This window comes from Streptomyces sp. NRRL S-495 (assembly GCF_000966955.1).
GTDB classification, from domain to species: domain Bacteria; phylum Actinomycetota; class Actinomycetes; order Streptomycetales; family Streptomycetaceae; genus Kitasatospora; species Kitasatospora purpeofusca.
Map to the genome: position 1 here is coordinate 1 of NZ_JZWY01000406.1, position 23,605 is coordinate 23,605.

19 protein-coding genes, 2 tRNA genes and 1 pseudogene are annotated in these 23,605 nt (G+C 73.5%); 5 read left to right on the forward strand and 17 right to left on the reverse strand.

The genetic code is table 11. The features are described from left to right. On the forward strand, positions 1-485 hold a 485-nt coding region (locus VR45_RS21290), incomplete at its 5' end, for an SUKH-3 domain-containing protein (RefSeq protein WP_045941394.1). A gap of 99 nt (positions 486-584) precedes the next feature. Here VR45_RS21290 and VR45_RS21295 read toward each other — a convergent pair. Beyond that, positions 585-1,856 carry a histidine kinase gene (locus VR45_RS21295; RefSeq protein ID WP_045941395.1) on the reverse strand — a complete coding sequence of 424 codons (1,272 nt, stop codon included), beginning with the start codon at positions 1,854-1,856 and terminating at the stop codon, positions 585-587. A 357-nt stretch (positions 1,857-2,213) separates the two neighbouring features. Here VR45_RS21295 and ppc point away from each other — a divergent pair, with 357 nt between their 5' ends. Further along, positions 2,214-5,012 carry a phosphoenolpyruvate carboxylase gene (gene ppc / locus VR45_RS21300; RefSeq protein WP_045941396.1) on the forward strand — a complete coding sequence of 933 codons (2,799 nt, stop codon included), beginning with the start codon at positions 2,214-2,216 and terminating at the stop codon, positions 5,010-5,012. Between the two features lie 91 nt (positions 5,013-5,103). Here the strand turns inward: ppc and VR45_RS42530 are convergent, their stop codons facing one another. The 8 genes from VR45_RS42530 to VR45_RS21340 form a co-directional block, all read right to left on the reverse strand. Continuing rightward, on the reverse strand, positions 5,104-6,111 hold the full coding sequence (locus VR45_RS42530) for a hypothetical protein (RefSeq protein ID WP_052709249.1): 1,008 nt from the start codon (positions 6,109-6,111) through the stop codon (positions 5,104-5,106). Next, positions 6,101-6,634 (reverse strand): SigE family RNA polymerase sigma factor, encoded by a 534-nt coding sequence (locus VR45_RS21310; RefSeq protein WP_045941397.1) that lies wholly within the window; start codon positions 6,632-6,634, stop codon positions 6,101-6,103. The genes VR45_RS42530 and VR45_RS21310 overlap by 11 nt, the downstream gene beginning before the upstream one ends. Positions 6,635-6,754: 120 nt before the next feature. Continuing rightward, positions 6,755-7,045 carry a hypothetical protein gene (locus tag VR45_RS21315; protein ID WP_045941398.1) on the reverse strand — a complete coding sequence of 97 codons (291 nt, stop codon included), beginning with the start codon at positions 7,043-7,045 and terminating at the stop codon, positions 6,755-6,757. A 228-nt stretch (positions 7,046-7,273) separates the two neighbouring features. Then, entirely contained in the window at positions 7,274-7,855 is a 582-nt protein-coding gene (pth, locus tag VR45_RS21320) for an aminoacyl-tRNA hydrolase (protein ID WP_045941399.1), read from the reverse strand. Positions 7,856-8,042: 187 nt separating this feature from the next. Then, positions 8,043-8,633 (reverse strand): 50S ribosomal protein L25/general stress protein Ctc, encoded by a 591-nt coding sequence (locus VR45_RS21325; protein ID WP_045941400.1) that lies wholly within the window; start codon positions 8,631-8,633, stop codon positions 8,043-8,045. Positions 8,634-8,916: 283 nt separating this feature from the next. Further along, complete coding sequence (locus VR45_RS21330) at positions 8,917-9,894, reverse strand: ribose-phosphate diphosphokinase (RefSeq protein ID WP_045941401.1); 978 nt, start codon at positions 9,892-9,894, stop codon at positions 8,917-8,919. A 203-nt stretch (positions 9,895-10,097) separates the two neighbouring features. Continuing rightward, positions 10,098-11,567: a bifunctional UDP-N-acetylglucosamine diphosphorylase/glucosamine-1-phosphate N-acetyltransferase GlmU gene (gene glmU, locus VR45_RS21335; protein ID WP_078896707.1), complete on the reverse strand. Its 1,470-nt coding sequence runs from the start codon at positions 11,565-11,567 to the stop codon at positions 10,098-10,100. A 172-nt stretch (positions 11,568-11,739) separates the two neighbouring features. Further along, a tRNA-Gln gene (locus VR45_RS21340) sits at positions 11,740-11,813 on the reverse strand. 245 nt (positions 11,814-12,058) lie between these two features. Between VR45_RS21340 and VR45_RS21345 the strand changes: the two genes are divergently transcribed. Together VR45_RS21345 and VR45_RS21350 are read left to right on the forward strand one after the other, a co-directional pair. Then, positions 12,059-13,114: a fatty acid desaturase gene (locus VR45_RS21345; RefSeq protein WP_078896708.1), complete on the forward strand. Its 1,056-nt coding sequence runs from the start codon at positions 12,059-12,061 to the stop codon at positions 13,112-13,114. 173 nt (positions 13,115-13,287) lie between these two features. After that, positions 13,288-13,890, forward strand: coding sequence for a TetR/AcrR family transcriptional regulator (locus tag VR45_RS21350; protein ID WP_045941403.1), 603 nt, complete (start codon positions 13,288-13,290; stop codon positions 13,888-13,890). A gap of 58 nt (positions 13,891-13,948) precedes the next feature. Here the strand turns inward: VR45_RS21350 and VR45_RS21355 are convergent, their stop codons facing one another. Continuing rightward, a complete protein-coding gene (locus VR45_RS21355; RefSeq protein ID WP_045941404.1) occupies positions 13,949-14,743 on the reverse strand; it encodes a methyltransferase domain-containing protein in 795 nt (264 codons plus the stop codon). 109 nt (positions 14,744-14,852) lie between these two features. Here VR45_RS21355 and VR45_RS21360 point away from each other — a divergent pair, with 109 nt between their 5' ends. Further along, the gene (locus VR45_RS21360; protein WP_045941405.1) at positions 14,853-15,347 is read left to right on the forward strand and encodes a MarR family transcriptional regulator; all 495 of its coding nucleotides are present in this window, start codon (positions 14,853-14,855) and stop codon (positions 15,345-15,347) included. 60 nt (positions 15,348-15,407) lie between these two features. On the opposite strand, the gene VR45_RS21365 is transcribed toward VR45_RS21360, so the two are convergent. The 7 genes and pseudogenes from VR45_RS21365 to mycP form a co-directional block, all read right to left on the reverse strand. Next, positions 15,408-17,048, reverse strand: coding sequence for a nucleoside-diphosphate sugar epimerase/dehydratase (locus VR45_RS21365; protein WP_234326060.1), 1,641 nt, complete (start codon positions 17,046-17,048; stop codon positions 15,408-15,410). 65 nt (positions 17,049-17,113) lie between these two features. Further along, a complete protein-coding gene (locus VR45_RS21370) occupies positions 17,114-18,151 on the reverse strand; it encodes a response regulator transcription factor (RefSeq protein WP_045941406.1) in 1,038 nt (345 codons plus the stop codon). Between the two features lie 403 nt (positions 18,152-18,554). After that, the gene (galE, locus tag VR45_RS21375; RefSeq protein ID WP_045941407.1) at positions 18,555-19,517 is read right to left on the reverse strand and encodes a UDP-glucose 4-epimerase GalE; all 963 of its coding nucleotides are present in this window, start codon (positions 19,515-19,517) and stop codon (positions 18,555-18,557) included. A 117-nt stretch (positions 19,518-19,634) separates the two neighbouring features. Then, positions 19,635-20,302: pseudogene (locus tag VR45_RS21380) on the reverse strand (response regulator transcription factor). Between the two features lie 170 nt (positions 20,303-20,472). Further along, a tRNA-Thr gene (locus tag VR45_RS21385) sits at positions 20,473-20,545 on the reverse strand. Between the two features lie 65 nt (positions 20,546-20,610). After that, positions 20,611-21,945, reverse strand: coding sequence for an MFS transporter (locus tag VR45_RS21390; protein ID WP_063772520.1), 1,335 nt, complete (start codon positions 21,943-21,945; stop codon positions 20,611-20,613). 117 nt (positions 21,946-22,062) lie between these two features. Further along, complete coding sequence (gene mycP / locus VR45_RS21395) at positions 22,063-23,310, reverse strand: type VII secretion-associated serine protease mycosin (protein ID WP_107084234.1); 1,248 nt, start codon at positions 23,308-23,310, stop codon at positions 22,063-22,065. Between the last annotated feature and the right edge of the window lie 295 nt (positions 23,311-23,605).

The window sequence follows — 23,605 nt, forward strand, 5'->3', positions numbered from 1 at the left end:
GTCCGCGCTTCCCGGCCGATGTCGCCGCCGAGCTGAAGGCGGCCGGCTGGCACCCCGGACGCTGGCAGATCCGCCAGGCCGAGGAGTGGGCCGACACCCTGGCCGGCCACGGCGGCCCGACCGGCGTCCCGCACGCGGTGTTCCCGGCTGCGGTGGAGGCCTGGGCCGAGTTCGGCGGCCTCGCCTTCGACCTGGTCGGCCCCGGACGGCAGCTGGCCCGCACCCCGTTCCTGGTCGACCCACTGTGCGGCCTGCACCAGCCCCGCACCCTGGCCGACCTGGGCCGCGCCCTGGACACCCGGGTCGCCCCGCTGGGCGAGGAGGCGTACGGGCAGGCGCTGCTGGCGATCGACGAGGAGGGCCGGGTCTTCAGCCTGGACCACACCGGCGAGTGGTTCCTCGGCGACAGCGTCGACCGGGCGATCTCCGCCCTGGTCCTGGGCACCGCCCCGGAACGGCTGCGCACCGCCGAGGACGCCGGCTGAGCCGGGCGATCGCGAGGGCGGGTCCGAACGACCGGCTCTGGAGACCGGCGCTGGAGACAGGCCATGGACCAGGCGCTGGACCGGGCGCCGGACCGGGCGCTAGACCAGGCGGTCCTGGCGGACCGCCAGCCGGGACGGCAGGACCGCCTCCACCCGGAAGCCGCCGTCCCGCTCCGGCCCCGCCGAGAAGGTGCCCCCGAGCGCGACCACCCGCTCGCGCATCCCGACCAGCCCGTTGCCGCCACTGGGCAGCGCGGCCGCGGCCCGCTCGCCGCCCGGGCAGGCGTTCACCACGCTGACCCGCACGCCGTTCGGCGCGTACGCGAGCAGCACCGACACCTGGGCGCCGCCCGCGTGCTTGTGCGCGTTGGTCAGCCCCTCCTGCACCACCCGGTAGGCGGTCTGCTCGGCCTCGCCGGTGAACTCCTGCCGGCTGCCGCTGACCGTCAGGGTGACGGCCATGCCGGCCGCCCGGGACTGGTCCACCAGCCGCGGCAGCGCGGTCAGCGAGTCCGGCTCGACCGCGCTCTCCTCGGACATCCGCAGCACGCCGAGGATCTCCCGCAGCTCGTTCAGCGCCTGCCGGCCGACCTCGCCCATCAGCTTGGCGCTCTGCGCCGCCCGCTCCGGGTCCTTGGCCACGATCCGCTCCAGCGCCCCGGCGTGCACCACCATCAGCGAGACCCGGTGCGCGACCACGTCGTGCATCTCCCGGGCGATCCGGGTGCGCTCCTCCAGCCGGGCCCGGCGGGCGCGCTCCCTGGCCTGCTCGGCCAGCAGGTCCAGCTCGGTCTCCAGGCCGTGCGCGCGGTCCTTCAGCGACTCGATCAGCCGCCGCCGCGCCCCGACGTAGAGACCGGTCACCACCGGGGCCACGGTCGCACCGGCGGCCACCAGCAGCGCCAGCACCAGCTGGCCCCAGAACGGCGGCTGCTCGATCGTCGGATCGCCGGGGTCGACCATCGAGAGCAGGATCACCCCGGCGGTCTCGGCGTAGGCGAGCGCGGAGAGCGCCACCACCCGCCGCCGGCGCGAGGGCCACTCCCAGGTCGCGGCCAGCGTGTACAGCGCCACCAGCAGCAGCACCATGCCGGGCACCCCGGGCATCACGATCAGCGCCACCACCACCGGCACGGCGGGCCAGCGCCGGCGGACCACCAGGCTGGCGCCGACCAGCGCGCCGAACAGCGCGATCCCGAGCTCGGCCACCAGTCCGAGGTGGATCCGGCCGCCGATGTACGTGACCGAGCTGGCGGCGCACTCCAGCGCCGCCACGGCGGCGAGTCCGGCGTCCAGGAGGGCGCTGCGCCGCCTCGGCCACCACAAGAACGACGACCGGCCCCGCGCGCGCTCCCCAGGCGACTTGCTCATGCCCCACAGACTACGGCGCGCCCCTGCCGCGGCCCCACCGGGTCGCGGCCGGACACGCCCGGCGGCGGCCCCCCGACGCCTCCCCGGCTCCTCCCCCGGCTCCTCCCCCGACCGCTCCCGGACCGCTCCCCCACCGCCCTCCGGCGACCCCCGGCCCGGCCGTAAGTGGTCCAGACCACATACGGTCCCGGGGCATGGCTGTCCGCCATCCGGCCACTTCGCGGACACCGCACCTCCCGACACCTATGCTGGTCGCGTCGGACAGCGCGGTCCGCACGCGTCACACCCGCCACACGCGGGACGGCCCTGTGACGATGAGCCGTTGCCGAACACCCCACCACCCCGAGGGAGCCAGCCGTGACCGCTCCGGTCCCCAGCCCGGCGGACAGCCCGACCCCCGTCGACGCCGACAACGCCGCGCTGCGCGCGGACATCCGTCGCCTCGGCGACCTGCTCGGCGAAACCCTGGTCCGCCAGGAAGGCCCCCAGCTGCTCGGCCTGGTCGAACAGGTCCGACTGCTCAGCCGCACCAACGGCGAGGCCACTGCCGAACTGCTCTCCGACATCGACCTGGAGACCGCCGCCAAGCTGGTCCGGGCCTTCTCCACCTACTTCCACCTCGCCAACGTCACCGAGCAGGTGCACCGCGGCCGCGAGTTCGCCACCCGCCGCGCCCGCGAGGGCTCGCTGCTCGCGCAGACCGCCGACCAGCTGGCCGAGGCCGACCCCAAGCACCTCCGGGACACCCTGGCCCACCTCGCCGTCCGCCCGGTCTTCACCGCGCACCCGACCGAGGCCGCCCGCCGCAGCGTCCTCAACAAGCTCCGCCGGATCGGCGAGCTGCTCGACCGCATCCACCGCGAGGAACTCGCCGCCGGCCTCTCCCACGCCGACCCGGCCCGCACCTCCTCCGCCCGCCGCCAGGCCGACCGCCGCCTCGCCGAGGTGATCGACCTGCTGTGGCAGACCGACGAGCTGCGCATCGCCCGCCCCGAGCCCACCGACGAGGCCCGCAACGCCGTCTACTACCTCGACGAGCTCTACCGCGACGCCGTCCCGCAGGTCCTGGAGGAGCTCCAGGAGGAGCTCGCCCGGGTCGGCCTGGAGCTGCCCGAGGGCGTCCGCCCGCTGACCTTCGGCACCTGGATCGGCGGCGACCGCGACGGCAACCCCAACGTCACCCCGCAGGTCACCTGGGACGTCCTCAACCTCCAGCACGAGTACGGCATCAAGGACGCCCTCGCCGCCATCGACGACCTGCGCGGCACCCTCTCCACCTCGGAGCGGCTGGCCGGCGCCTCCCCCGAGCTGCTCTCCTCGCTCAACGCCGACCTCGCGCTGCTGCCCGAGCTGAGCCCCCGCTACAAGCGGATGAACGCCGAGGAGCCGTACCGGCTCAAGGCCACCTGCATCCGGCTCAAGCTGGAGAACACCCGCGAGCGGCTGGCCGGCGGCACCCCGCACGTCGCGGGCCGCGACTACCTCGGCACCCGCGAACTGGTCGCCGACCTGCGGCTGATCCAGGACTCGCTGCGCGCCCACCGCGGCGGGCTGATCGCCGACGGCCGGCTCGCCCGCGCCATCCGCACCGTCGAGGCATTCGGCCTGCAGCTCGCCACCATGGACGTCCGCGAGCACGCCGAGGCCCACCACCACGCGCTCGGCCAGCTCTTCGACCGGCTCGGCGAGGAGGCCTGGCGCTACGCCGACATGCCGCGCGAGTACCGCCAACGGCTGCTCGCCAAGGAGCTGCGCTCGCGCCGCCCGCTCGCCCCCACCCCGGCCCCGCTGGACCCCGCCGGCGCCAAGACCCTCGGTGTCTTCACCACCATCCGCGAGGGCTTCGACCGGTTCGGCGACGAGATCGTCGAGTCCTACATCATCTCGATGTGCCAGGGCGCCGACGACGTCTTCGCCGCCACCGTGCTGGCCCGCGAGGCCGGCCTGATCGACCTGCACGCCGGGATCGCCAAGATCGGCATCGTGCCGCTGCTGGAGACCACCGACGAGCTCCAGCAGGCCGACCGGATCCTCGACGAGATGCTGTCCGACCCCTCCTACCGGCTGCTCGTCTCGCTGCGCGGCGACGTCCAGGAGGTCATGCTCGGCTACTCCGACTCCTCCAAGTTCGGCGGCATCACCACCTCCCAGTGGGAGATCCACCGCGCCCAGCGCCGGCTGCGCGACGTCGCCCACCGGTACGGCATCCGGCTGCGGCTCTTCCACGGCCGGGGCGGCACCGTCGGCCGCGGCGGCGGCCCCTCGCACGAGGCCATCCTGGCCCAGCCCTGGGGCACCCTGGAGGGCGAGATCAAGGTGACCGAGCAGGGCGAGGTCATCTCCGACAAGTACCTGCTGCCCTCGCTGGCCCGGGAGAACCTCGAACTCACCATCTCCGCCACGCTGGCCGCCTCCGCGCTGCACACCGCCCCGCGCCAGGCCCCCGAGGAGCTGGCCCGCTGGGACGCCGCCATGGACCGGGTCTCCGAGGCCGCGCACACCTCCTACCGGGCCCTGGTCGAGCAGGAGGACCTGCCGAAGTACTTCTTCGCCGCCACCCCGGTCGACCAGCTCGCCTCGCTGCACCTGGGCTCCCGCCCGTCCCGCCGCCCCGACTCGGGCGCCGGCCTGGACGGCCTGCGGGCCATCCCGTGGGTGTTCGGCTGGACCCAGTCCCGCCAGATCGTCCCCGGCTGGTACGGCGTCGGCGCCGGCCTGGCCGCCGCCCGCGAGGCGGGCCTGGGCGACGTGCTGGACGAGATGTACGGCCAGTGGCACTTCTTCCGCAACTTCCTCTCCAACGTCGCCATGACGCTGGCCAAGACGGACCTGCGGATCGCCCGCCACTACGTCGAGCAGCTGGTGCCCGCCGAGCTGCAGCACGTCTTCGACCAGATCCAGGCCGAGCACGACCTCACCCTGCGCGAGGTGCTGCGGCTGACCGGGGAGAACGAGCTGCTGGAGCACAACCCGGTGCTCAAGCAGACCTTCGCGGTCCGCGACGCCTACCTCGACCCGATCTCCTACCTCCAGGTCGCGCTGCTGCGCCGGCAGCGCGAGGAGGTCGCCACCGGCCGCACGGAGGACCCGCTGCGGGCCCGCGCCCTGCTGCTGACCGTCAACGGCATCGCCGCCGGTCTGCGCAACACCGGCTGACCGGCCCCCCGGGACACCACAGGGCCCCGCGGCGCGTGTGCACGCGCCGCGGGGCCCTCCCCCGATCCGGACCGCCCCGCGCGACCGCGAGTCAGTCCGGCCGTACCTCCAGGACCTCCGGTCCGTACCGGGCGACGATCTCGGCGCGGGCCGTCAGCGCCTGCGGCGAGTACACCTGCACCCCGGCACCGTCCTCGGAGATCACCACCTCCTCGACGGTCACCCCGCGCGCCGTCCAGTAGCCGGCGTCGTCGAGGATCCGCTGCCGCAGCTCCTGGAAGTGCCGCAGTGAGCCGGGCACGTCGACGAACCGGAACGTCGCCCCGGGGGCGGACACCTCACGGAGAACGGCCTGGTCCAGGCCGCTGCCCGCCACCCGCTGCACGAACACCTCGTTCGTCAGGAAGTCGGAGCAGACCCCGAAGTACTGGTCGGGGAACTGCAGTGCGCCGAGCCTGCGGACCTGCACGGACGCTTCGAGCAGCCCGTGCCCCGACGGCGAACCGCTGCCCGGGACCGGAGCCGACGAGGACGGGACCGGAACCGACGAGGACGGCACCGGAAGGCCCGACGAGGGCTTACCGGTCGTGCTGGGGACGAACGGCGTCCCCTCCCGGGCCGGGTCGATCCGGGTGCTCGCCGCCGCCGTCCACGGCGGCAGTCGCCGGGTGGCAGGCCCACCGACGCAGGGGCCGATCGTCCCGAACATCGCCTCGGCCGGCGTCGACGACGAGGAGGACGGCGAGCGGCCTGGGGTCCACGGAACTCCCCGCGCACCGTCCGACGGGCTCGGCGAGACCAGGCCCACCCCGCCGAGCGCCGTCGTGCCGTCGGCCTGACCGGATCCGCCGAGCTGGGTCACCAGACCCGCCCCGAGCACCAGCACCACCGCCGCCGACCCCGACCGCGCCACCCTCCGCCGCCGCGCCCGGCGCCGGCCGGCCTCCCGCAGTCCGGCCGGCGGCGGACCGCCGCCCACCTCCCCCGCCCGCACCGCCAGCCGGACGACCAGCTCCTGCTCGAACCGGCCCGGCTCGGTGCCGTCCCCGAACGGGTCCCGGCGCCCGTCCGTCTCCCTGCCCCTGTCCTCAGCGGTCATGACCCACCATCTCCCTCACCGGTGCCAGCTCCTTCCGGAGCGTCCTCATCGCCCGTGCCAGATGCGTCTTGGCCGTCGCCGGGGAGCAGCCGAGTTCCTCGGCCACCTGGGCCACCGACAGGTCGGCGTAGTACCGGAGCACCACCGCCGCGCGCTGACGGGGCGGCAGCGCGCGCAGCGCGGCCTCCAGTTCCTCGTCCTGCGGATCCACCGCGGCCGCCGGGGCGTCCGGCAGCAGGGGTGTCAGCACCTCCCGGCGGGTCCGCCGCCACCGCGACACATGGGTGCGGACCATCGTCCGGCGGACGTAGCCCTCGGCCGCCCCCGGGTCGCGGATCGCCCCGCGCCGCACGTACACCCGGGACAGGGCGTCGTGCAGCAGGTCCCGGGCGTCGTGGATGTCCCCGGTGATCAGGAACGCGCCGCGGAGCAGGGCCTGGTACCGCGCCGAGACGAACTCGTCGAACGCGTCCTGCCGGGTGCCCTCGGCAAGGCCCCCCGACCGCATCGATTCCCGCTTCATGCCAACAGGACGCACGGCGGGGCGGAAACGGGTGACACGCCCCGCGGAAAAAGCCGAAGGGGCCGGGATCCGGTCGTCCCGGTTCCCGGCCCCTCGGGACCACGTCTCACTGCCGGCCTCTCACTCCCCGGCGTCGCCCGCGCGGTGGCGCCGGATCCACAGGGCCGCACCACCCGCCACCACGACCAGGCCGCCGCCGACGGCCAGCAGGCCCGCGTCACCGCCGACCGGGCCGCCGAGCACGGGGCCGAGATCGAGGTCGAGGTCGAGCTGCGCCGAGACCGGCTCCGGGGACACCACACCCGGTCCGGGTTCGGACACCGGGTCGGCGTGGGCCGGTCCGGCCCCGCCCAGCAGCACCCCGGCAGCGCCGATCGCGCCCGCGGTGCCCAGCGCACCCGCCGTGCCCACCCGCCGTCCGAGCTTCCTCAGCCGTACCACCCGGATCCGCCGAAACCGCCGGACCGGCCGCAAACTCCGCATCGAGAACTCCCCAGACCCCGTTCGCGTACTGTCCCGACGCTATCCGATCCGTCCCGACTTCTCACACCTGTTCAGGTTTGGACGGCCAGAAGTTGCACGACTGTTGTGCGGCCGGACCGCTGCCCGCCCCCCGGCGAGCGGACTCCTGACGCCGGATCAGGAGTTGTACGTCGACTGGGCCCGCTCCAGCCCCTCCGTGAGCAGGGCCTCCACGGCGTCCGCCGAGCGGTCCACGAACCAGTCCAGCTCCTTGCGCTCGGTGCTGGAGAAGTCCTTGAGCACGAAGTCGGCGACCTCCATCCGGCCCGGCGGCCGGCCGATCCCGCACCGCACCCGGTGGTAGTCGGGGCCGAGGGACTTGGTGATCGACTTCAGCCCGTTGTGGCCGTTGTCACCGCCGCCGGTCTTCAGCCGCAGGGCCGCGTAGTCGATGTCCAGCTCGTCGTGGACGGCGACCAGCGCGGAGGCCGGCACCTTGTAGAAGTCGCGCAGCGCGGTGACCGGGCCGCCCGAGAGGTTCATGAACGACATCGGCTTGGCCAGGACCACGCGCCGGCCCGCCAGCCGCCCCTCGGCGACCTGGGCCCGGCTCTTGTGGGCCTTGAACCTGGCGCCGATCCGCTCGGCCAGCAGGTCGACCACCATGAAGCCGATGTTGTGCCGGTTCCGGGCGTACTGCTCCCCGGGGTTGCCCAGGCCCACCACCAGCCAGGGGCCTTCGTACGATTCGTCGCTCATGCGCCCGTCCCGCTCCGCTCGGCGAGGGCATTCGCCCGCGCGCACCTCTCGACCGTCCGCTCGTTGCGCCCGCTCACCGGGCCACCGCTCCTCGTGGTCATGTTCACCGCCATCATCCCGGACACGCCGCTGCCCCGGCCGCTCCAGAGGAGCGGCCGGGGCAGCGGAATCAGGCTGGGTGCGAGGCTCAGGCCTCGGCGCCGGCCTCGGCGGCCTCGGCGTCGGCGTCGGCCTGCGAGGCCTGGGCGCCGATGATCTGCAGCACGACGGTGCCGGGCTCGACGGCCAGCGTGGTGCCCTTGGGCAGCTCGATGTCACCGGCGGTGATCGAGGCACCGGCCTCCAGGCCCTCGACCGAGACCGTGACGGACTCGGGCAGGTGGGTGGCCTCGGCCTCGATCGGGAGGGCCTGCAGGACGTGCTCCAGCAGGTTGCCGCCCGGGGCCAGCTCGCCCTCGGTGTGGACCGGGATCTCGACGGTGACCTTCTCGCCGCGCTTGACCAGCAGCAGGTCGACGTGCTCGATGGTGCGCTTGATGGCCTCGCGCTGGACGGCCTTCGGCAGCACGTACTCGTCCTTGCCCTCGATCGGCACGACCAGCAGGGCGTTCGGGGTCTTCAGGGCCATCATCAGGTCGTGGCTGGGCAGGTTCAGGTGAACCGGCGCGTGGCCGTGACCGTAGACGACACCGGGGACGAAGCCGGCGCGGCGGGCGCGACGGGCGGCACCCTTGCCGAACTCGTTGCGGGACTCAGCGGCAAGGCGGATCTCGGACACGACTGCACTCCTCGTGAAAGCTGGCGCGGGGGTGCAGGCAACGCGAAAAACCGCCGGGACCACACCCTCATAACGGGGGTCACTCGGCGGCGCAACGACTCTGCCGGAAGCCCGGATTACCGGAGCCGGCAGCGCGTCGATCACGGATCGAGCACCCGCGAAGCGGGCGCACGGCATCCCTCGCCGAGCAGTTTCACGAGTCTAACCGCTACCTCGGCCTCTCGCGAAATCGGCGGCGCCCCCGGCCCCGAAGGGACCGGGGGCGCCGCCCTGGGGCCTGGAATCAGTGCACGCCCTCGAAGAGGCTGGTGACCGAGCCCTCCTCGAACACCTCGCGGATCGCGGCCGCGATGGAGGGGGCGATCGACAGCGTGGTGATCTTGTCCAGCTGCAGCGAGGCCGGGGTCGGCAGGGTGTTGGTGAACACGAACTCGCTGACCCGGGAGTTCTTCAGCCGGTCCGCGGCCGGGCCGGAGAGCACCCCGTGGGTGGCGGCGACCAGGACGTCCGCGGCGCCGTTCTCGAACAGCGCGTCGGCGGCGGCGCAGATCGTGCCGGCGGTGTCGATCATGTCGTCCACCAGGACGCAGACCCGGTCCTGCACGTCACCGACGACCTCGGCCGACAGGATGGTGTTGGCCTGGGTGATGTCCCGGCGCTTGTGGATGATCGCCAGCGGGGCGTCCAGCCGGTCGCACCACTGGTCGGCCACCTTCACCCGGCCGGCGTCCGGCGAGACCACGGTGAGCTTGGCGCGGTCGACCCGCTCGCCCACGTAGTCGGCCAGCAGCGGCAGCGCGAACAGGTGGTCCACCGGGCCCTCGAAGAAGCCCTGGATCTGCGCGGTGTGCAGGTCCACGGCCATCAGCCGGTCGGCGCCGGCCTGGCGCAGCAGGTCGGCGACCAGCCGGGCCGAGATGGGCTCGCGGCCCAGGTGCTTCTTGTCCTGACGGGCGTACCCGTAGAACGGCAGGATCGCGGTGATGCTCCGGGCGGAGGCCCGCTTCAGAGCGTCGATCATGATCAACTGCTCCATGATCCACTGGTTGATCGGAGCCGTGTGACTCTGCATCACGAAGCAGTCGGCGCCACGCGCCGACTCCAGGAAGCGGACGTAGATCTCACCATTGGCGAAGTCCAGGGCCTTGGTCGGAACCAGCTCGGTCCCCAGCGACGCGGCCACCTCCCTCGCCAGCTCCGGGTGGGCACGGCCGGAGAAGAGCTTCAGTTTCTTCTCGCCCGACGTCGTGATCCCGCTCACTGCCACCGTCTCCTCGCGTTGCTGACACCGGTCCCGTCCGCACCGAGGGCAGGCTTCCGCCAGCCGGCGAGTGGGGTCGGGGGAATGGTCGGTACGCCGGGACAGGGGCGGTAGGCCCTATGGCGCACGTATGACCCCAAGGTTACGCGCCCGCGCGCGAACCGTCCGCCCCGGGACCGTCCGCCGGCCCACCGCCCCTCCGCTCAGGCCTCCGTCGGGGCTTCGGCGCCGGTCTCCGCCGCCGCGGCGGCGGCCTGCGCCGACGTGGTCCCGGGGCGCTTGCGCTCGACCCAGCCGGCGATGTTCCGCTGCTGCGCCCGGCTCACCCCGAGGCCGCCGGGCGGCACGTCGTTGGTGATCACCGAACCGGCCGCGGTGTAGGCGCCGTCGCCGATCGTCACCGGGGCGATGAACATGTTGTCGGAGCCGGTCCGGCAGTGCGCACCGATCACCGTGCGGTGCTTGTTGACGCCGTCGTAGTTGACGGTGACCGAGGCCGCGCCGACGTTGGTGCCCTCGCCGATGGTGGCGTCGCCGATGTAGGAGAGGTGCGGCACCTTGGCGCCCTCGCCCAGCTCCGAGTTCTTCACCTCGACATAGGTGCCGACCTTGGCCTTGCGGGCCAGCCGGGCGCCCGGGCGCAGGTAGGCGTAGGGGCCGGCGGTGGCGAGCTCGCCGACCTCGGCGCCGTCCGCGGTGGTGTTGCTCACACGGGCGCCGGAGCCGATCCGGGTGTCCTTGAGGGTGGAGTTCGGGCCCACCTCGCAGCCCTCGCCCAGGTGGGTCGCGCCCTGCAGCTGGGTGTTGGGCAGCACCACCGCGTCCGGCTCGTAGGAGACCTGGACGTCGAACCAGGTGGTCGCCGGGTCCACCACGGTCACCCCGGCCCGCATCGCCCGCTCCAGCAGCCGGTCGTTCAGCAGCCGGCGGGCGTGCGCCAGCTGCACCCGGTCGTTGATGCCGAGGATGTCCCGGTAGTCGGCGGCGACGACCGCGCCCACCCGGTGACCGGCCCGGCGCAGGATCTCCAGGGTGTCGGTCAGGTACTCCTCGCCCTGCGCGTTGTCCGTGGTGACCTCGGCGAGCGCGCCCACCAGCAGCTTGGCGTCGAAGGCGAAGACCCCGGAGTTGATCTCGTCGATCGCCCGCTGGGCGTCCGAGGCGTCCTTCTCCTCGACGATCGCGGCGACCGCGCCGTCCGCCTCGTCGCGCAGGATCCGGCCGTAGCCGAACGGCTCCGGCACCACGGCGGTGAGCACGGTGACGCCGTTGCCCTGCTCGGCGTGCGCCCCGGCCAGGGCGCGCAGCGTCCCGCCGGTCAGCAGCGGGGCGTCCCCGGTGGTGACGATCACGGTGCCGTCGAGCTCGATCCCGTCGGCCGCCAGCGCCTCCAGGGCGGTGCGCACGGCGTGGCCGGTGCCGTTCTGCTCGGCCTGCACCACGGCGCGGGCACCCGGGTGATGCGCCGCCAGGTGCTCGGCCACCTTCTCCCGCATGTGCCCGATCACCACGACCAGCTGCCCGGGCGTCAACTCCTCCGCAGCCGACACCGCGTGGCCGACCAGCGACCGCCCGCACACCTCGTGCAGCACCTTCGGCAGACGGTTCGACTTCATCCTGGTCCCGCCACCGGCGGCGAGCACGACAACGGCGGCAGGCGAATTGGCACTCACGGGGGGAGGCTCCTCATTCGGTTACACGGGGAGGGCAGAGCAGCCGGGGACGGGACCCGCACGTCGGCGACCCGGCGGCTTCGAGGATAGTGCGCGGAGGATTTCCGGCCTCCCGGCCCCGGGAATCGTCACGGAGCCGCCACGAACCGGGCCGGGCCGACCGGCCCGCAGATGGCTCCCGGAGGAGGATTCGAACCCCCATAAGCTGGACCAAAACCAGCTGTCCTGCCCTTAGACGATCCGGGACCGGCGCGTCCGCTCCCGTCACCGGGGGGCGCGCTGCGCCAAGACTACGGGGTATGGGCCGTCACATCTACCTCCTCGCGGCTCTCCCCCGGGGGCCCTCCCGCGCGCGGGAGGTCATCCATCCAGTCGGGTGAATTCACTCAAGCGCCGCCCGGCGGCGTATTCCCTCGATGGCGGCCAACAACCTACGATTCCGTAGGTTACGCACACGTAGCCTCCGTCCTCTCCCCCTTCAAGGGACACCCATGACCATCCAGGCCGGCGAGGCGCACGCCGATTCCGCGCGCCCCCTCAATACCTCCGCCCCCGGACCCGACACCCCCGACCGCGCCGCCCCGGCCCCGGGCGCACCCGCCGCCGCGGGCGACCCCGCCGACGGCGCCGACCCGCAGCTGCTCTCCGCCACCCGCGGCGGGGAGCGGCAGGGCGCCGCCGAGCGGATCGCGCTGGGGCTGTTCATCGCCGTCCCCTTCGCCGCCCTGGTCGCCGCCGTCCCGGTGGCCTGGGGGTGGGGCCTCGGCTGGACCGATCTCGCGATCGCCACCGTCATGTATTTCCTCACCTGCCACGGCATCACCGTCGGCTACCACCGCTACTTCACCCACGGCGCCTTCAAGGCCAACCGGCCGGTGCGGCTCGCCCTCGCGGTGGCCGGCTCGCTGGCGATCGAGGGCCCGCTGGTGCGCTGGGTGGCGGACCACCGCAAGCACCACCGGTACAGCGACAAGGACGGCGACCCGCACTCGCCCTGGCGCTACGGCGAGACCGTCCCCGCCCTGCTCAAGGGCCTGTGGTGGGCGCACATGGGCTGGCTCTTCGACGAGGAGCAGACCCCGCAGCTCAAGTACGCGCCCGATCTGATCGACGACCCGGCCATAAGGCGGATCTCCCGGCTGTTCTGGCTCTGGACCACCGTGTCGATGCTGCTGCCGCCGCTGGTCGGCGGGCTGGTCACGTTCTCCTGGCAGGGGGCGCTGTCCGCCTTCTTCTGGGGCTCGCTGGTCCGGGTGGCGCTGCTGCACCACGTCACCTGGTCGATCAACTCGATCTGCCACGCGCTCGGCAGCCGGCCGTTCCGCTCCCGGGACCGCTCCGGGAACGTCTGGTGGCTGGCCGTGCTCTCCTGCGGCGAGTCCTGGCACAACCTGCACCACGCCGACCCCACCTCGGCCCGGCACGGCGTCCTGCGCGGACAGATCGACTCCTCGGCCCGGCTGATCCGCTGGTTCGAGCTGGCGGGCTGGGTCCGGGACGTCCGCTGGCCGGACGCGCAGCGGATCGCCGCCCGCCGCGCCGCATGAGGGCGCACCTGCAGCATGATGTAGGGGTGAACGGGAGCAGCGCAGACAGCACAGGCGGCCACCAAAGCACGCGGACGGACGCCGCGCCGGGCCCGGCGCAGGACCGTCCGCGTGCCACCGCCGGGGCGGACGGCGCTGCGTCGGCACCGCGCCGGCGGGGCGGCCGGGTGCGGATGACCGGCAAGCAGCGCCGGGAGCAGCTGCTGGAGATCGGCCGCACGGTGTTCGCCGAGCGCGGCTACGACGGCACCTCGGTGGAGGAGATCGCCGAGCGGGCCGGGGTGTCCAAGCCGGTGGTGTACGAGCACTTCGGCGGCAAGGAGGGGCTGTACGCCGTGGTCGTCGACCGCGAGATGCAGCTGCTGCTGGACATGGTGACGGGGGCGCTGACCGGGGGGCACTCGCGCGAGCTGCTGGAGCAGGCGGCATTCGCGCTGATGGACTACATCGACACCTCGACGGACGGCTTCCGGATCCTGGTCCGGGACTCCCCGGTCGCCCAGTCGACGGGCACCTTCGCCTCCCTGATCAGCGACATCGCCACCCAGGTCGAGGACATCCTGGGCCTGGAGTTCAAGGCCCGGGGCTTCGACGCGCGGCTGGCCCCGATGTACTCGCAGATGCTGGTGGGCATGGTCGCGCTGACCGGCCAGTGGTGGCTGGAGGTCCGCAAGCCGGACAAGGCCGAGGTGGCCGCCCACCTGGTGAACCTGGCCTGGCACGGCCTGGAGGGGATGGAGCGGCACCCCAGGCTGGTCGGCGACCGCAAGGCCTGAGGCCCCGCCCCGGCGCCGTCCGGGGCCAGGCCCGCCGCACCCCGTTCCACCAGGACGGTCAGGCCCGCTTCACCCCGACGGCGAAGATCCGCCGGAACGGGAAGACCGTGCCGTGCGGCCCGGCCGGGTAGGCCGCGCGCAGCAGCGCCCCGTACTCGGCGAGGAACGCGGACCGGTCGGCCCCGTCGGTGAGCCGGGTGAGGACCGGACGCAGGGCGGTGCCCTTGACCCACTCCAGCACCGGGTCAGGACCGGTGAGCAGGGTGCTGTAGGTGGTCTCCCAGACGTCGGCGGCGCAGCCGGCCCGGGTGAGCGCGTCCAGGTAGGCGCCGGGCTCGTGGACGCCGGCCCGGGTGGCGTCCGCCCCGAGCAGGCCGCGCCAGCGGGGGGACCGGCGCAGCTCGGCGAGGGCCAGGTGGCTGGGCGCGTCGAAGTTGCCGGGCACCTGGAAGGCGATCACCCCGCCGGCCCGGAGCGCCCCGGCCCAGCGCGGCAGCAGCCCGAGGTGCCCGGGAATCCACTGGAGCGTCGCGTTGGAGACGATCGCGTCGGGCGCCGCCCCGGCCGGGTCGTAGTCGCCCGCGTCGGCGAGCAGGTAGTCGGCGGTGGGTTCGCCCTCGCCGCGGGCGGCGGCGAGCATCTCGGCGGAGTTGTCGATCCCGGTGATCCCGGCCTCGGGCCAGCGTTCGCGCAGGACGGCGGTGGAGTTGCCGGGCCCGCACCCGATGTCCAGGACGGTGGCGGCCGGTTCGTGCGGGAGAGCGGGGACGCGGGCGAGCAGGTCGCGCAGCGGGCGGGTCCGTTCGTCGGCGAAGCGCAGGTACTGCTGCGGGTCCCAGACGGGGGAAGTCATGATCGGCCTCGCAAGTATCTCGACATCAAGATATACCGCCAGCTTTCAGGCTGGATTTCTCGATGTCAAGAGACTTCACATCGACACAACCCCCGATACACTGATCGCCATGGAGGACGAGGTCGATCGACTGGTCGCGGCATGGCGCAGAGAGCGCCCCGACCTCGACGTGGAACCGCTCGAAGTGCTCAGCCGGGTCAGCCGGCTCGCCCGCCACCTCGACCGCGCCCGCCGCACCGCCTTCGCCGAGCACGGGCTGGAGCCCTGGGAGTTCGACGTCCTGACCGCCCTGCGCCGGGCCGGCTCCCCGTACCAGCTCTCCCCCGGCCAGCTGCTCACCCAGACCCTGGTCACCTCCGGCACCATGACCAACCGGATCGACCGGCTCACCGGCAAGGGCCTGGTCAAGCGGCTGCCCGACCCCGACGACCGGCGCGGCGTCCTGGTCCGGCTCACCGACGACGGGCGCGACCGCGCCGACCAGGCACTCGCCGGGCTGCTCGCCCACGAGCTCGAGTTGCTCGCCCAGCTGACCTCCACCCAGCAGGGCGAGCTCGCCGGACTGCTCAGGCAGCTGGTCGCGCCCTTCGACAACATCCCCTGAGCGGCCCCGCCCCGGCCGGCAGCCCTACGACCCGCAGCCGTCCGGCCGGAGCCCGTCCGGTCAGAAGCCGTCCGGATAGGGCGTGCTGAGCGCCGGCACCGGGGCGGGCGCGGGCTCCGGCGTCCGGTAGCCCGGCAGCAGCTCGGCCAGCCGGCGGCGCACCTCGTCGTCGCTGTTCACCGCCGCCGCCCCGTACAGCCCGGTCAGCCCGCCGGCCAGGTCCTCCGGCCCGCCCGCGGTGTCCGCGACGGTGGCGTAGATCCGGGCGTGCTCGGTCGCCAGCCGCTCCTCGTCCTCCGAGAACAGCGCCTCGTTGAGCTTCTCCCCGGCCCGCAGCCCGGTGTAGCGGATCTCCACCTCGTCCCGGGCCAGCTGCACCTGCTCGGCGAAGTTGTGCACCAGGTCGACGATCCGCACCGGCTCGCCCATGTCCAGCACGAACACCTCGCCGCCGCGCGCCATCCGGCCGGACTCCAGCACCAGGCCGACCGCCTCCTCGATGGTCATGAAGAACCGGGTGACATCGGGGTGGGTGACGGTCACCGGCCCGCCGCTGCGCAGCTGTTCGGCCAGGACCGAGAGCAGCGAGCCGCGCGACCCCAGCACATTGCCGAACCGCACCGCGGAGAACACCCCGGTGCCCAGGTTGCGGGCGTCCCTGGCGTTGGCCTGGACGATCAGCTCGGCCAGCCGCTTGCTGGCGCCGAGCACCGAGGTCGGGTCGGCCGCCTTGTCGGTGGAGATCAGCACGAACCGCTCGACGCCGGTGGCCAGCGCCGCCTCCACCAGGTGGTCGGTGCCGAGCACATTGGACTTCACCGCCTCGCTGGGGTGGCGCTCCAGCAGCGGCAGGTGCTTGTGGGCGGCGGCGTGGAAGACCACCTCGGGCTTCAGGTCCCGGAAGATCTGCTGGATCCGCGGCCGGTCCCGGATGTCGGCGATCACCAGCGACTCGTCGGTGAGCAGCGCCTCGCCCCAGATCTCCAGCTGGAGCCGGTGCAGATTGGACTCGTCGTGGTCCAGCATGTAGAGCGCGCTCGGGTTGAACGCGTGCACCTGGCGGCAGAGTTCACTGCCGATCGAGCCGCCCGCGCCGGTCACCAGCACCCGCCGGCCCTCGATCACGTCCCGGACGTCGGCGGAGACCACGTGCACCTCGTGCCGGCCGATCAGCCGGTTGACGTCCAGGCTGCGCATGTCCGAACCGACCACCTCGCGGCGCAGCGCGGCGAGGAAGGACGGCAGGTAGCGGACGGCCGCCCCGGCCGCCGCAGCGGCGGTGGCCAGCGCCCGGACCCGCTGCGGGGCGAGCCCGGGGATCGCCAGTGCCACCACCTGGGCGTGGTGCTCGACCGCGAGCGCGGTCAGATCGGCGAGCGTGCCGAGGACCGGCACGGTGTCCACCGACTGCCCGGCCTTGGCCGGGTCGTCGTCCAGCAGGCCGATCGGGTCGAGGCCGAACTCCGGGGCCCGGCCGAGGTCGCGCACCAGCGCGGTCCCGGCCGCCCCGGCGCCGACCACCAGGGTGCGCATCCCCGTCGGCAGCGCGGCGCGGCCGACGGCCGCCGGACCGGGCGCGCCCTCCGGCGGCTCCGGGCGGGCGCCCGGGGCACCCACGGCAGCGTTCGCGTTCTTGTCGGCGGTCTCGTCGGCGCCCTGCGGCGTCGGGTGCGGGCGTGCGGAAGTACTGTGCGGCGACATCTGTCCTCCGGAGTTCCCTGACCTGACGGAGCCGAACCGGTGTGCTGGCGTGACGGACGGGCGGATCAGCCGGGGCCGGGAGAGGTGGTCGTGGCGACGGACGGCGGGGCAGCGGGAGCCGCGAGCTCGGACGGGCTGACGCCCGCCCGGCGGGCCACCGCGACGGCGGCCAGGGTGGAGTGCACCCCGAGCTTGCCGAGGACGTTCTGCATGTGCGTACGGACGGTGTGCGGGGAGAGGTAGAGCCGCTCGGCGACGGCCTGCCGGCCGAGGCCCGCGACCATGCAGCGCAGGATCTGCTTCTCCCGCGGGGTGAGCGTGTCGACCAGCCGTTCGCTCTCGGTGCGGTCCCGGCGGGCGGTGGTGAGTTCGCGGATCACGCCGGTCAGCAGCGCGGGCGGCAGATGGGTCTCGTCCCGCAGGACACCCCGGATCACCGCCAGCAGCCGGGCCAGCGAACTCTCCTTGGCCACCCAGCCGGTGGCGCCCGCGTGCAGGGCGCGGGCGGCCCGGTGCGGATCGTCGGCGGTGGCCAGGACGATCGCCCGCAGGCCAGGATGGTGGCGGCGGATCCGGGCCAGCAGGGTGATGCCGTCGGGGATCTGGCCGGCGGCCGGGACGGGCGCGGGGAGCGCCGGGGCGGCCACCGGGATCACCGGCGCCGTCGGATGCGGTTCCGCCGTGAGCGGGCCGGCCGGGTGAGCGGCCGGGCGACGGTCGGTCGGATGACGGACGACGGCCCCCGGCGGACCCGCGGCCCCGGGCGGGACGGCCGTCGCGGGCGGTCCGGCGGCCTGGGCCACCGGCGGCCGGCGGGGCGAGGGCACCGTCGCCGGCGGTCGGCGGCGGAGGGCGTCCGGCGGGTCGGCGGCCGGCTGGCGGGGCTTGCGGGCGGCCGTGGCCTCCGCCACCCCGAGGTCGGCGTCGACCAGGACCACGTCGAACACCCGCCCCTCGGCGGCGGCACGCTCCAGCGCCCGCTCCGCGGCGGCCGCGCTGCCCGCCGCGCCGACCTCGACATCGGGCTCGGCGGCGAGCGCCGCGGCCAGCGCCTCGGCGAAGATCCGGTGGTCGTCGACCACCAGGACGCGGATCCGCCCCATCGTCACTTCCCCCCTGCTCAGCTCCGGCCCGCGTCCGGGACGGCGCGCCGGTCCCGCCGCCGCCGTCCGGGCGCTCCTGCGCCGCTCACCTCCCGGGTGCCCGGAAGGGCCGAGGTGCCGACCCCCACCGGTACCGGAATCAGCGTACGGGGTGGGCGCGGGCTCGGTGGGGGTTTGGTGAAGTTTCGTCAGGAGGTGCGAAATTGGCGTGACTTGATGCCCCGATGCGGCCTCCTGGCGCGATGTCCCACCGGCTCCATCGACTCCGTCCGGCTCCAACCGCTGCGGGAGCACCGGAGCGCCGCCGAGAACGCCGGGAACGCCGGAGCGCCGCCCCCTCGCCGTACGGGAGGAAGCGGCGCTCCGGTCGTCCGCCGGGCCGGGGCAGGCCCCGGCCCGTGCCTCAGCCGGCGTTCTTCTCCAGGGTGAACTTCCAGGCGTCGGCCACGATGTCGTCCAGGTTCGGACGGCGCGGGGTCCAGCCGAGGGCCTCGTGGGCGCGCTCGGCCGAGGCCACCAGGACCGCCGGGTCGCCGGCGCGGCGGCCGGAGACCACCACCGGGATCTCCCGGCCGGTGACCCGCTTGACCGACTCGATCACCTCGTGGACCGAGAAGCCGCTGCCGTTGCCCAGGTTGCAGATCAGGTGCTCGCCCGGCCGGGCCGCGTCGAGCGCCAGCAGGTGCGCGTCGGCCAGGTCCGCGACGTGGATGTAGTCGCGGATGCAGGTGCCGTCCGGGGTCGGGTAGTCGTCGCCGTACACCGCGATGTGCTCGCGCTGCCCGAGCGCCGCCTGGAAGACCAGCGGGATCAGGTGCGACTCCGGGTCGTGCCGCTCGCCGTACACGCCGTAGGCGCCGGCCACGTTGAAGTAGCGCAGCGAGACGGCGGCCAGGCCGTGGGCGACGGCCTCGCTGGTGATCAGGTGGTCCACGGCCAGCTTGGTGGCACCGTAGGTGTTGGTCGGCGCGGTGCGGGCGGTCTCGGCGATCGGCACCGACTCCGGCTCGCCGTAGGTGGCGGCGGTGGAGGAGAACACCAGCTTGCGGACGCCGGCCGCGCGCATCGCGGCGATCAGCTCCAGCGAGCCGGCCACGTTGTTGCGCCAGTACTTCTCCGGGTCCACGACCGACTCGCCGACCTGCGAGGAGGCCGCGAAGTGCAGCACACCGTCGAAGGAACCGTCCAGGACCTTGCCGGCCTCCTGGATCCGGCCCTCGACGAACTCGGCGCCGGCCGGCACGCCCTCCCGGAAACCGGTGGAGAGGTCGTCCAGGACGGTCACCTGGTGCCCCGCCTCCAGCAGGTGGGCGGCGACCACACTGCCGACATAGCCGGCGCCACCCGTGACCAGGTACTTACTCATGATGCGACCTCCAGCGGGCGATGGACCGCGGTCGGCGGACCATCGGGGACGTTCGTACGACTGGCGCCCATTCTCCCTGCCCACCGGGGGTGCTCGGACCACCCGAACGGCCGTCCGTCAACCGCGCGCCATCCGGTCCAGCAGACCGGTGCGCGCCGCCACCGCCGCCGCCTCCAACCGGGTCCGCGCGCCGAGCTTCATCAGCACCCGCTGGACGTGCGTCCGGGCCGTGCTCGCCGCGATCCGCATCCCCGCCGCGATCGCCGCGGTGTCCTCGCCGTCCGCGATCCGCGCCAGCACCTGCACCTCGCGCCGGGTTAGCAGCCGCAGCAGCCGGACCGCCTCGTCGTCCGGCTCCGCCGCCGGCCTCAGCAACTGGTCGAACGCGCCCCGCAGCACCTCCACCGCGACCGCCGCCTCACCGGCCCGGGCCCGCGCGATCGCCCGCTCGACCACTTCGATCCGCTCGTCACTCGGCACGTACCCGGCCGCGCCGGACGCGAACGCGCCTGCCACACCCCGGAGTTCACCCACCGGACCGAGCACGATGACAGCCACCTCGGGCCGTTCCCTGCGGATCCTGCGCAAGCCGTCGAACGCCCCCGGATCGGCCGGCGCGGCCACCCCCAGCAGACACACCTCCGGACGCCGCCCCGCCACCAGATCGGCCGCCGACGCGGCCGGCGACCCCACCGCGAGCACCCGGTGCCCCGCAGCTGGAGCGCGGTGGCCAGCGCCTCGGCCAACAACCGGTGGTCGTCGACCACCACGAGGCGAACACCCATGAGACCCCTCCAGGTCGGCGTCCCGCCCGCAGCCCCGCCCGGCGGGCGCGGGCGGCCGGTGACGCACCATCACAGCGCATTCCGTACCCGACGTGCCAGACCGTCTCACCGCCACCACCGGGCGGACACAACGAAAAGGACCCCCGCCTAGATGGCGGGGGTCCTGACCGAGCCCCCATGCGGAATCGAACCGCAGACCTTCTCCTTACCATGGAGACGCTCTACCGACTGAGCTATAGGGGCCTGTTGCCTGTCCGGACTCCTTGGCTTCGCTTCCGCTCCGCCCTCTCGCTCGAACAAGGAAGACATTACACGGCAGGGGGGCGGAATGGGAAATCGGTCCCGGCGGTCCGGACGACCGGTCCGGACACCGCCGAGAGGTCGCTCCCACTGGTCTCCGGCAGCAGCCGCAGACACAGCAGCGCCACCACCCCGCACCCCGCCAGGTACCAGCCGACCGGCTCCGCGGTCCCGTACGTCGCGGTCAGCCTGGTCGCGATCAACGGCGTGGTCGCCCCGCCCACCACCCCGCCCAGGTTGTAGGTCAGCGCCGCCCCCGTGTACCGCACCCGGGTCGGGAACAGCTCCGGCAGGAACGCCGCCAACGGCCCCAGCAGACAGCCCAGTACCACCATCGCCCCCGCCAGCGAGAGGAACATCAGCCCGCGCCGCTCCGTCTCCAGCAACGGGAACAGCACCAGCGACCACAGCACCGCCAGCCCCGTCGCCCCCTGCAGCGTCCGCCTGCGCCCCCAGGTGTCACTGCGCCGGGCGCTCAGCCACACCGTCACCCCCTTCCCCACCGCGCCGGCCAGCAGCATCGACAGCACCACCGTGCTCGGCACCCCGAGCCCCGTGGTCGCGTACGCCAGCGAGTACGTCGTGGTCAGGTAGAACAGCGCGTACCCCACGGTGATCGCGCCGCAGCCCAGCAGCACCGTCCGCCAGTGCCCCCGCAACACCTCCACCACCGGCGCCCGCTCGGCCCCCGTCCGCACCTCGCCCCGGAACAGCGGCGTCTCCTCCAGCCGCAGCCGCACGAACAGCCCCACCGCCACCAGCGCCAGCGACGCCAGGAACGGCACCCGCCAGCCCCAGGACCTGAACGCCGCCTCGTCCAGCCACAGTTGCAGCACCAGGAAGATCCCGTTGGCCAGCACGAACCCGGTCGTCGGCCCCAACTGCAGATACGCCCCGTACCGCCCCCGCCGCCCGGCCGGCGCGTTCTCCGCCACCAGCAGCGCCGCGCCGCCCCACTCCCCGCCCAGCCCCACCCCCTGACACACCCGCAGCACCACCAGCACCACCGGCGCCCACCACCCCCACTCCGCGAATCCCGGCAGCACCCCCACCACCGCCGTGGACAGCCCCATCAGCAGCAGCGACACCACCAGCGTGGTCTTCCGCCCCAGCCGGTCCCCGAAGTGCCCGAACACCACCGCCCCCAGCGGCCGCGCCAGGAACGCCACCGCGTACACCGAGAACGCCGCCAACAGCGACCCCACCGTGCCCAGTTCGGGAAAGAACACCTCCCCGAAGACGAGCGCGGCCGCCGTCCCGTAGATGAAGAAGTCGTAGAACTCGATCGCCGTACCGATCAGCGCCGCCGCAGCGGCCCGCCGCATCTGCCCCGTCGCACCCATACCCCCAACCCTGGCGACCCCGCCCCACCCCCGACAGCACCCACCCGGGTGACACCCGCGCCCCACCCCGCACCCCGCGCCCCCCGGCGCCGCCCGCACGCCAGGGGGCGCGACCGCTCACCGCGCGTACGGGCCGCCCCGACGCCGCAGCACCACCACGACCACGGCGGCCAGCACCACCAAGCCCCCGACCACCGCTGCCACCAGGCCCAGGGAGGAGCCCTCGTCGTCCTTCGCCACCACCAGCGCGGCGGAGGAGGAGGGCGGCGGGGTGGGCGCGGGCGCGGGAACCGAGGCGGCGGCCGACGGCGACGCGGGAGCGGACGCGGATGCCGACGGGGCGGCCGAACCACTCGGCACGGGCTGCCCGACCGGCTGCTCCTGGATCGGGTACACGTCCGCCGGCCCCGGATCCCCCGGCTCCGTCAGCGCCACGCGTGGGCGGACGATGCCGTATCCGACGATGTCGTTCCGATTGGAGCCGTCCGTCGGCTTTCCGGCGGTGTTGATCAGTACCCGGGCGATCTGGTTGGCGCTCCAGTCCGGGTGCACCGACCACAGAAGCGCGGCAGCGGCGGAGACGATTGCCGTCGAATTCGACGTGCCATGGCCTTTGCAGTAACCGGACGGCCCTGTACAAGCGTTGTAGATCTCAATTCCCGGAGCGGCCAGATCCACCTGGGGGCCCTGCTCCGATTCCGCGGTGACCGTCCCGTCGCGCCCGACTGCTCCCACTCCTACGACCCCGGGCAGCGCCGCCGGGTACTCGAGCGGATTTCCGCTCTGCGCGGAGTTTCCTACACCGGCCACGACCAGTGCGCCCTTCGCGGCCGCGTGATCGACTGCCGCCTTCAGATCGGCCACATCGGCCGCCGACATCAACGTGGCCGGCATCGCCTGGGAAATATTGATGACCTTCGCGCCCTGATCAGCGGCATAGACAATGCTCTGGTCGATCTGCTTCAGGAACTCCGCCCCGGTTACTCCTGTGGCGTTGTCATTGTTCCGGATCTTGATCGGCAATACCTTGGCCGCAGGTGCCAGACCATAGGCTCCGCCTCCGCCCATCCCTTTGCCCGAACCGACGATCACTGAAGCCATCTCGGTCCCGTGGCTCTCGGTGAAGGATCCCACTCCACCCGGGAGCCCACTGAAGTCCTTGCCCGGCAGCAATTGTCCCGCGAGGTCAGGATGATCGAGCTTGAAGCCACTGTCGATGACCGCGACGGTGACGCCCTGTCCCTTACTGATCTGCCAGACCTCGGTGGCTTTCATCGCATCGAGGTGCCACTGGTTCTCACGGATCGATTCGGCCACGGCAGGTGTCACCGCAGGGCCGACGGCCACTCCGGCAGCCAGCACCATCACGGCGAACCCCCGCCCCCGCGCCCGTACGTTCGTCCGCCGCATCGCTGCTCCCTCGTCACTTTCCCCGTCGGGCCCGAACCCCGCCCCGCGCAGGACTGCCCGGCCACTGGGAGGCCCAGTGGCCGGGCAGTCGTTCCGGACTACTCAATCACGCCCGGGTTGCTCTTCGGAGTACCGCTGGTCCAGGTCTCCTCGTCCTCGTGCAGGTAGTCGGCCCGGTTGCGACGGTCGCGCTCGCGCCGCTCGCCCGCGCCGCCCGCCATACCCGGGCCCATCATGCCGTTCTGGCCCG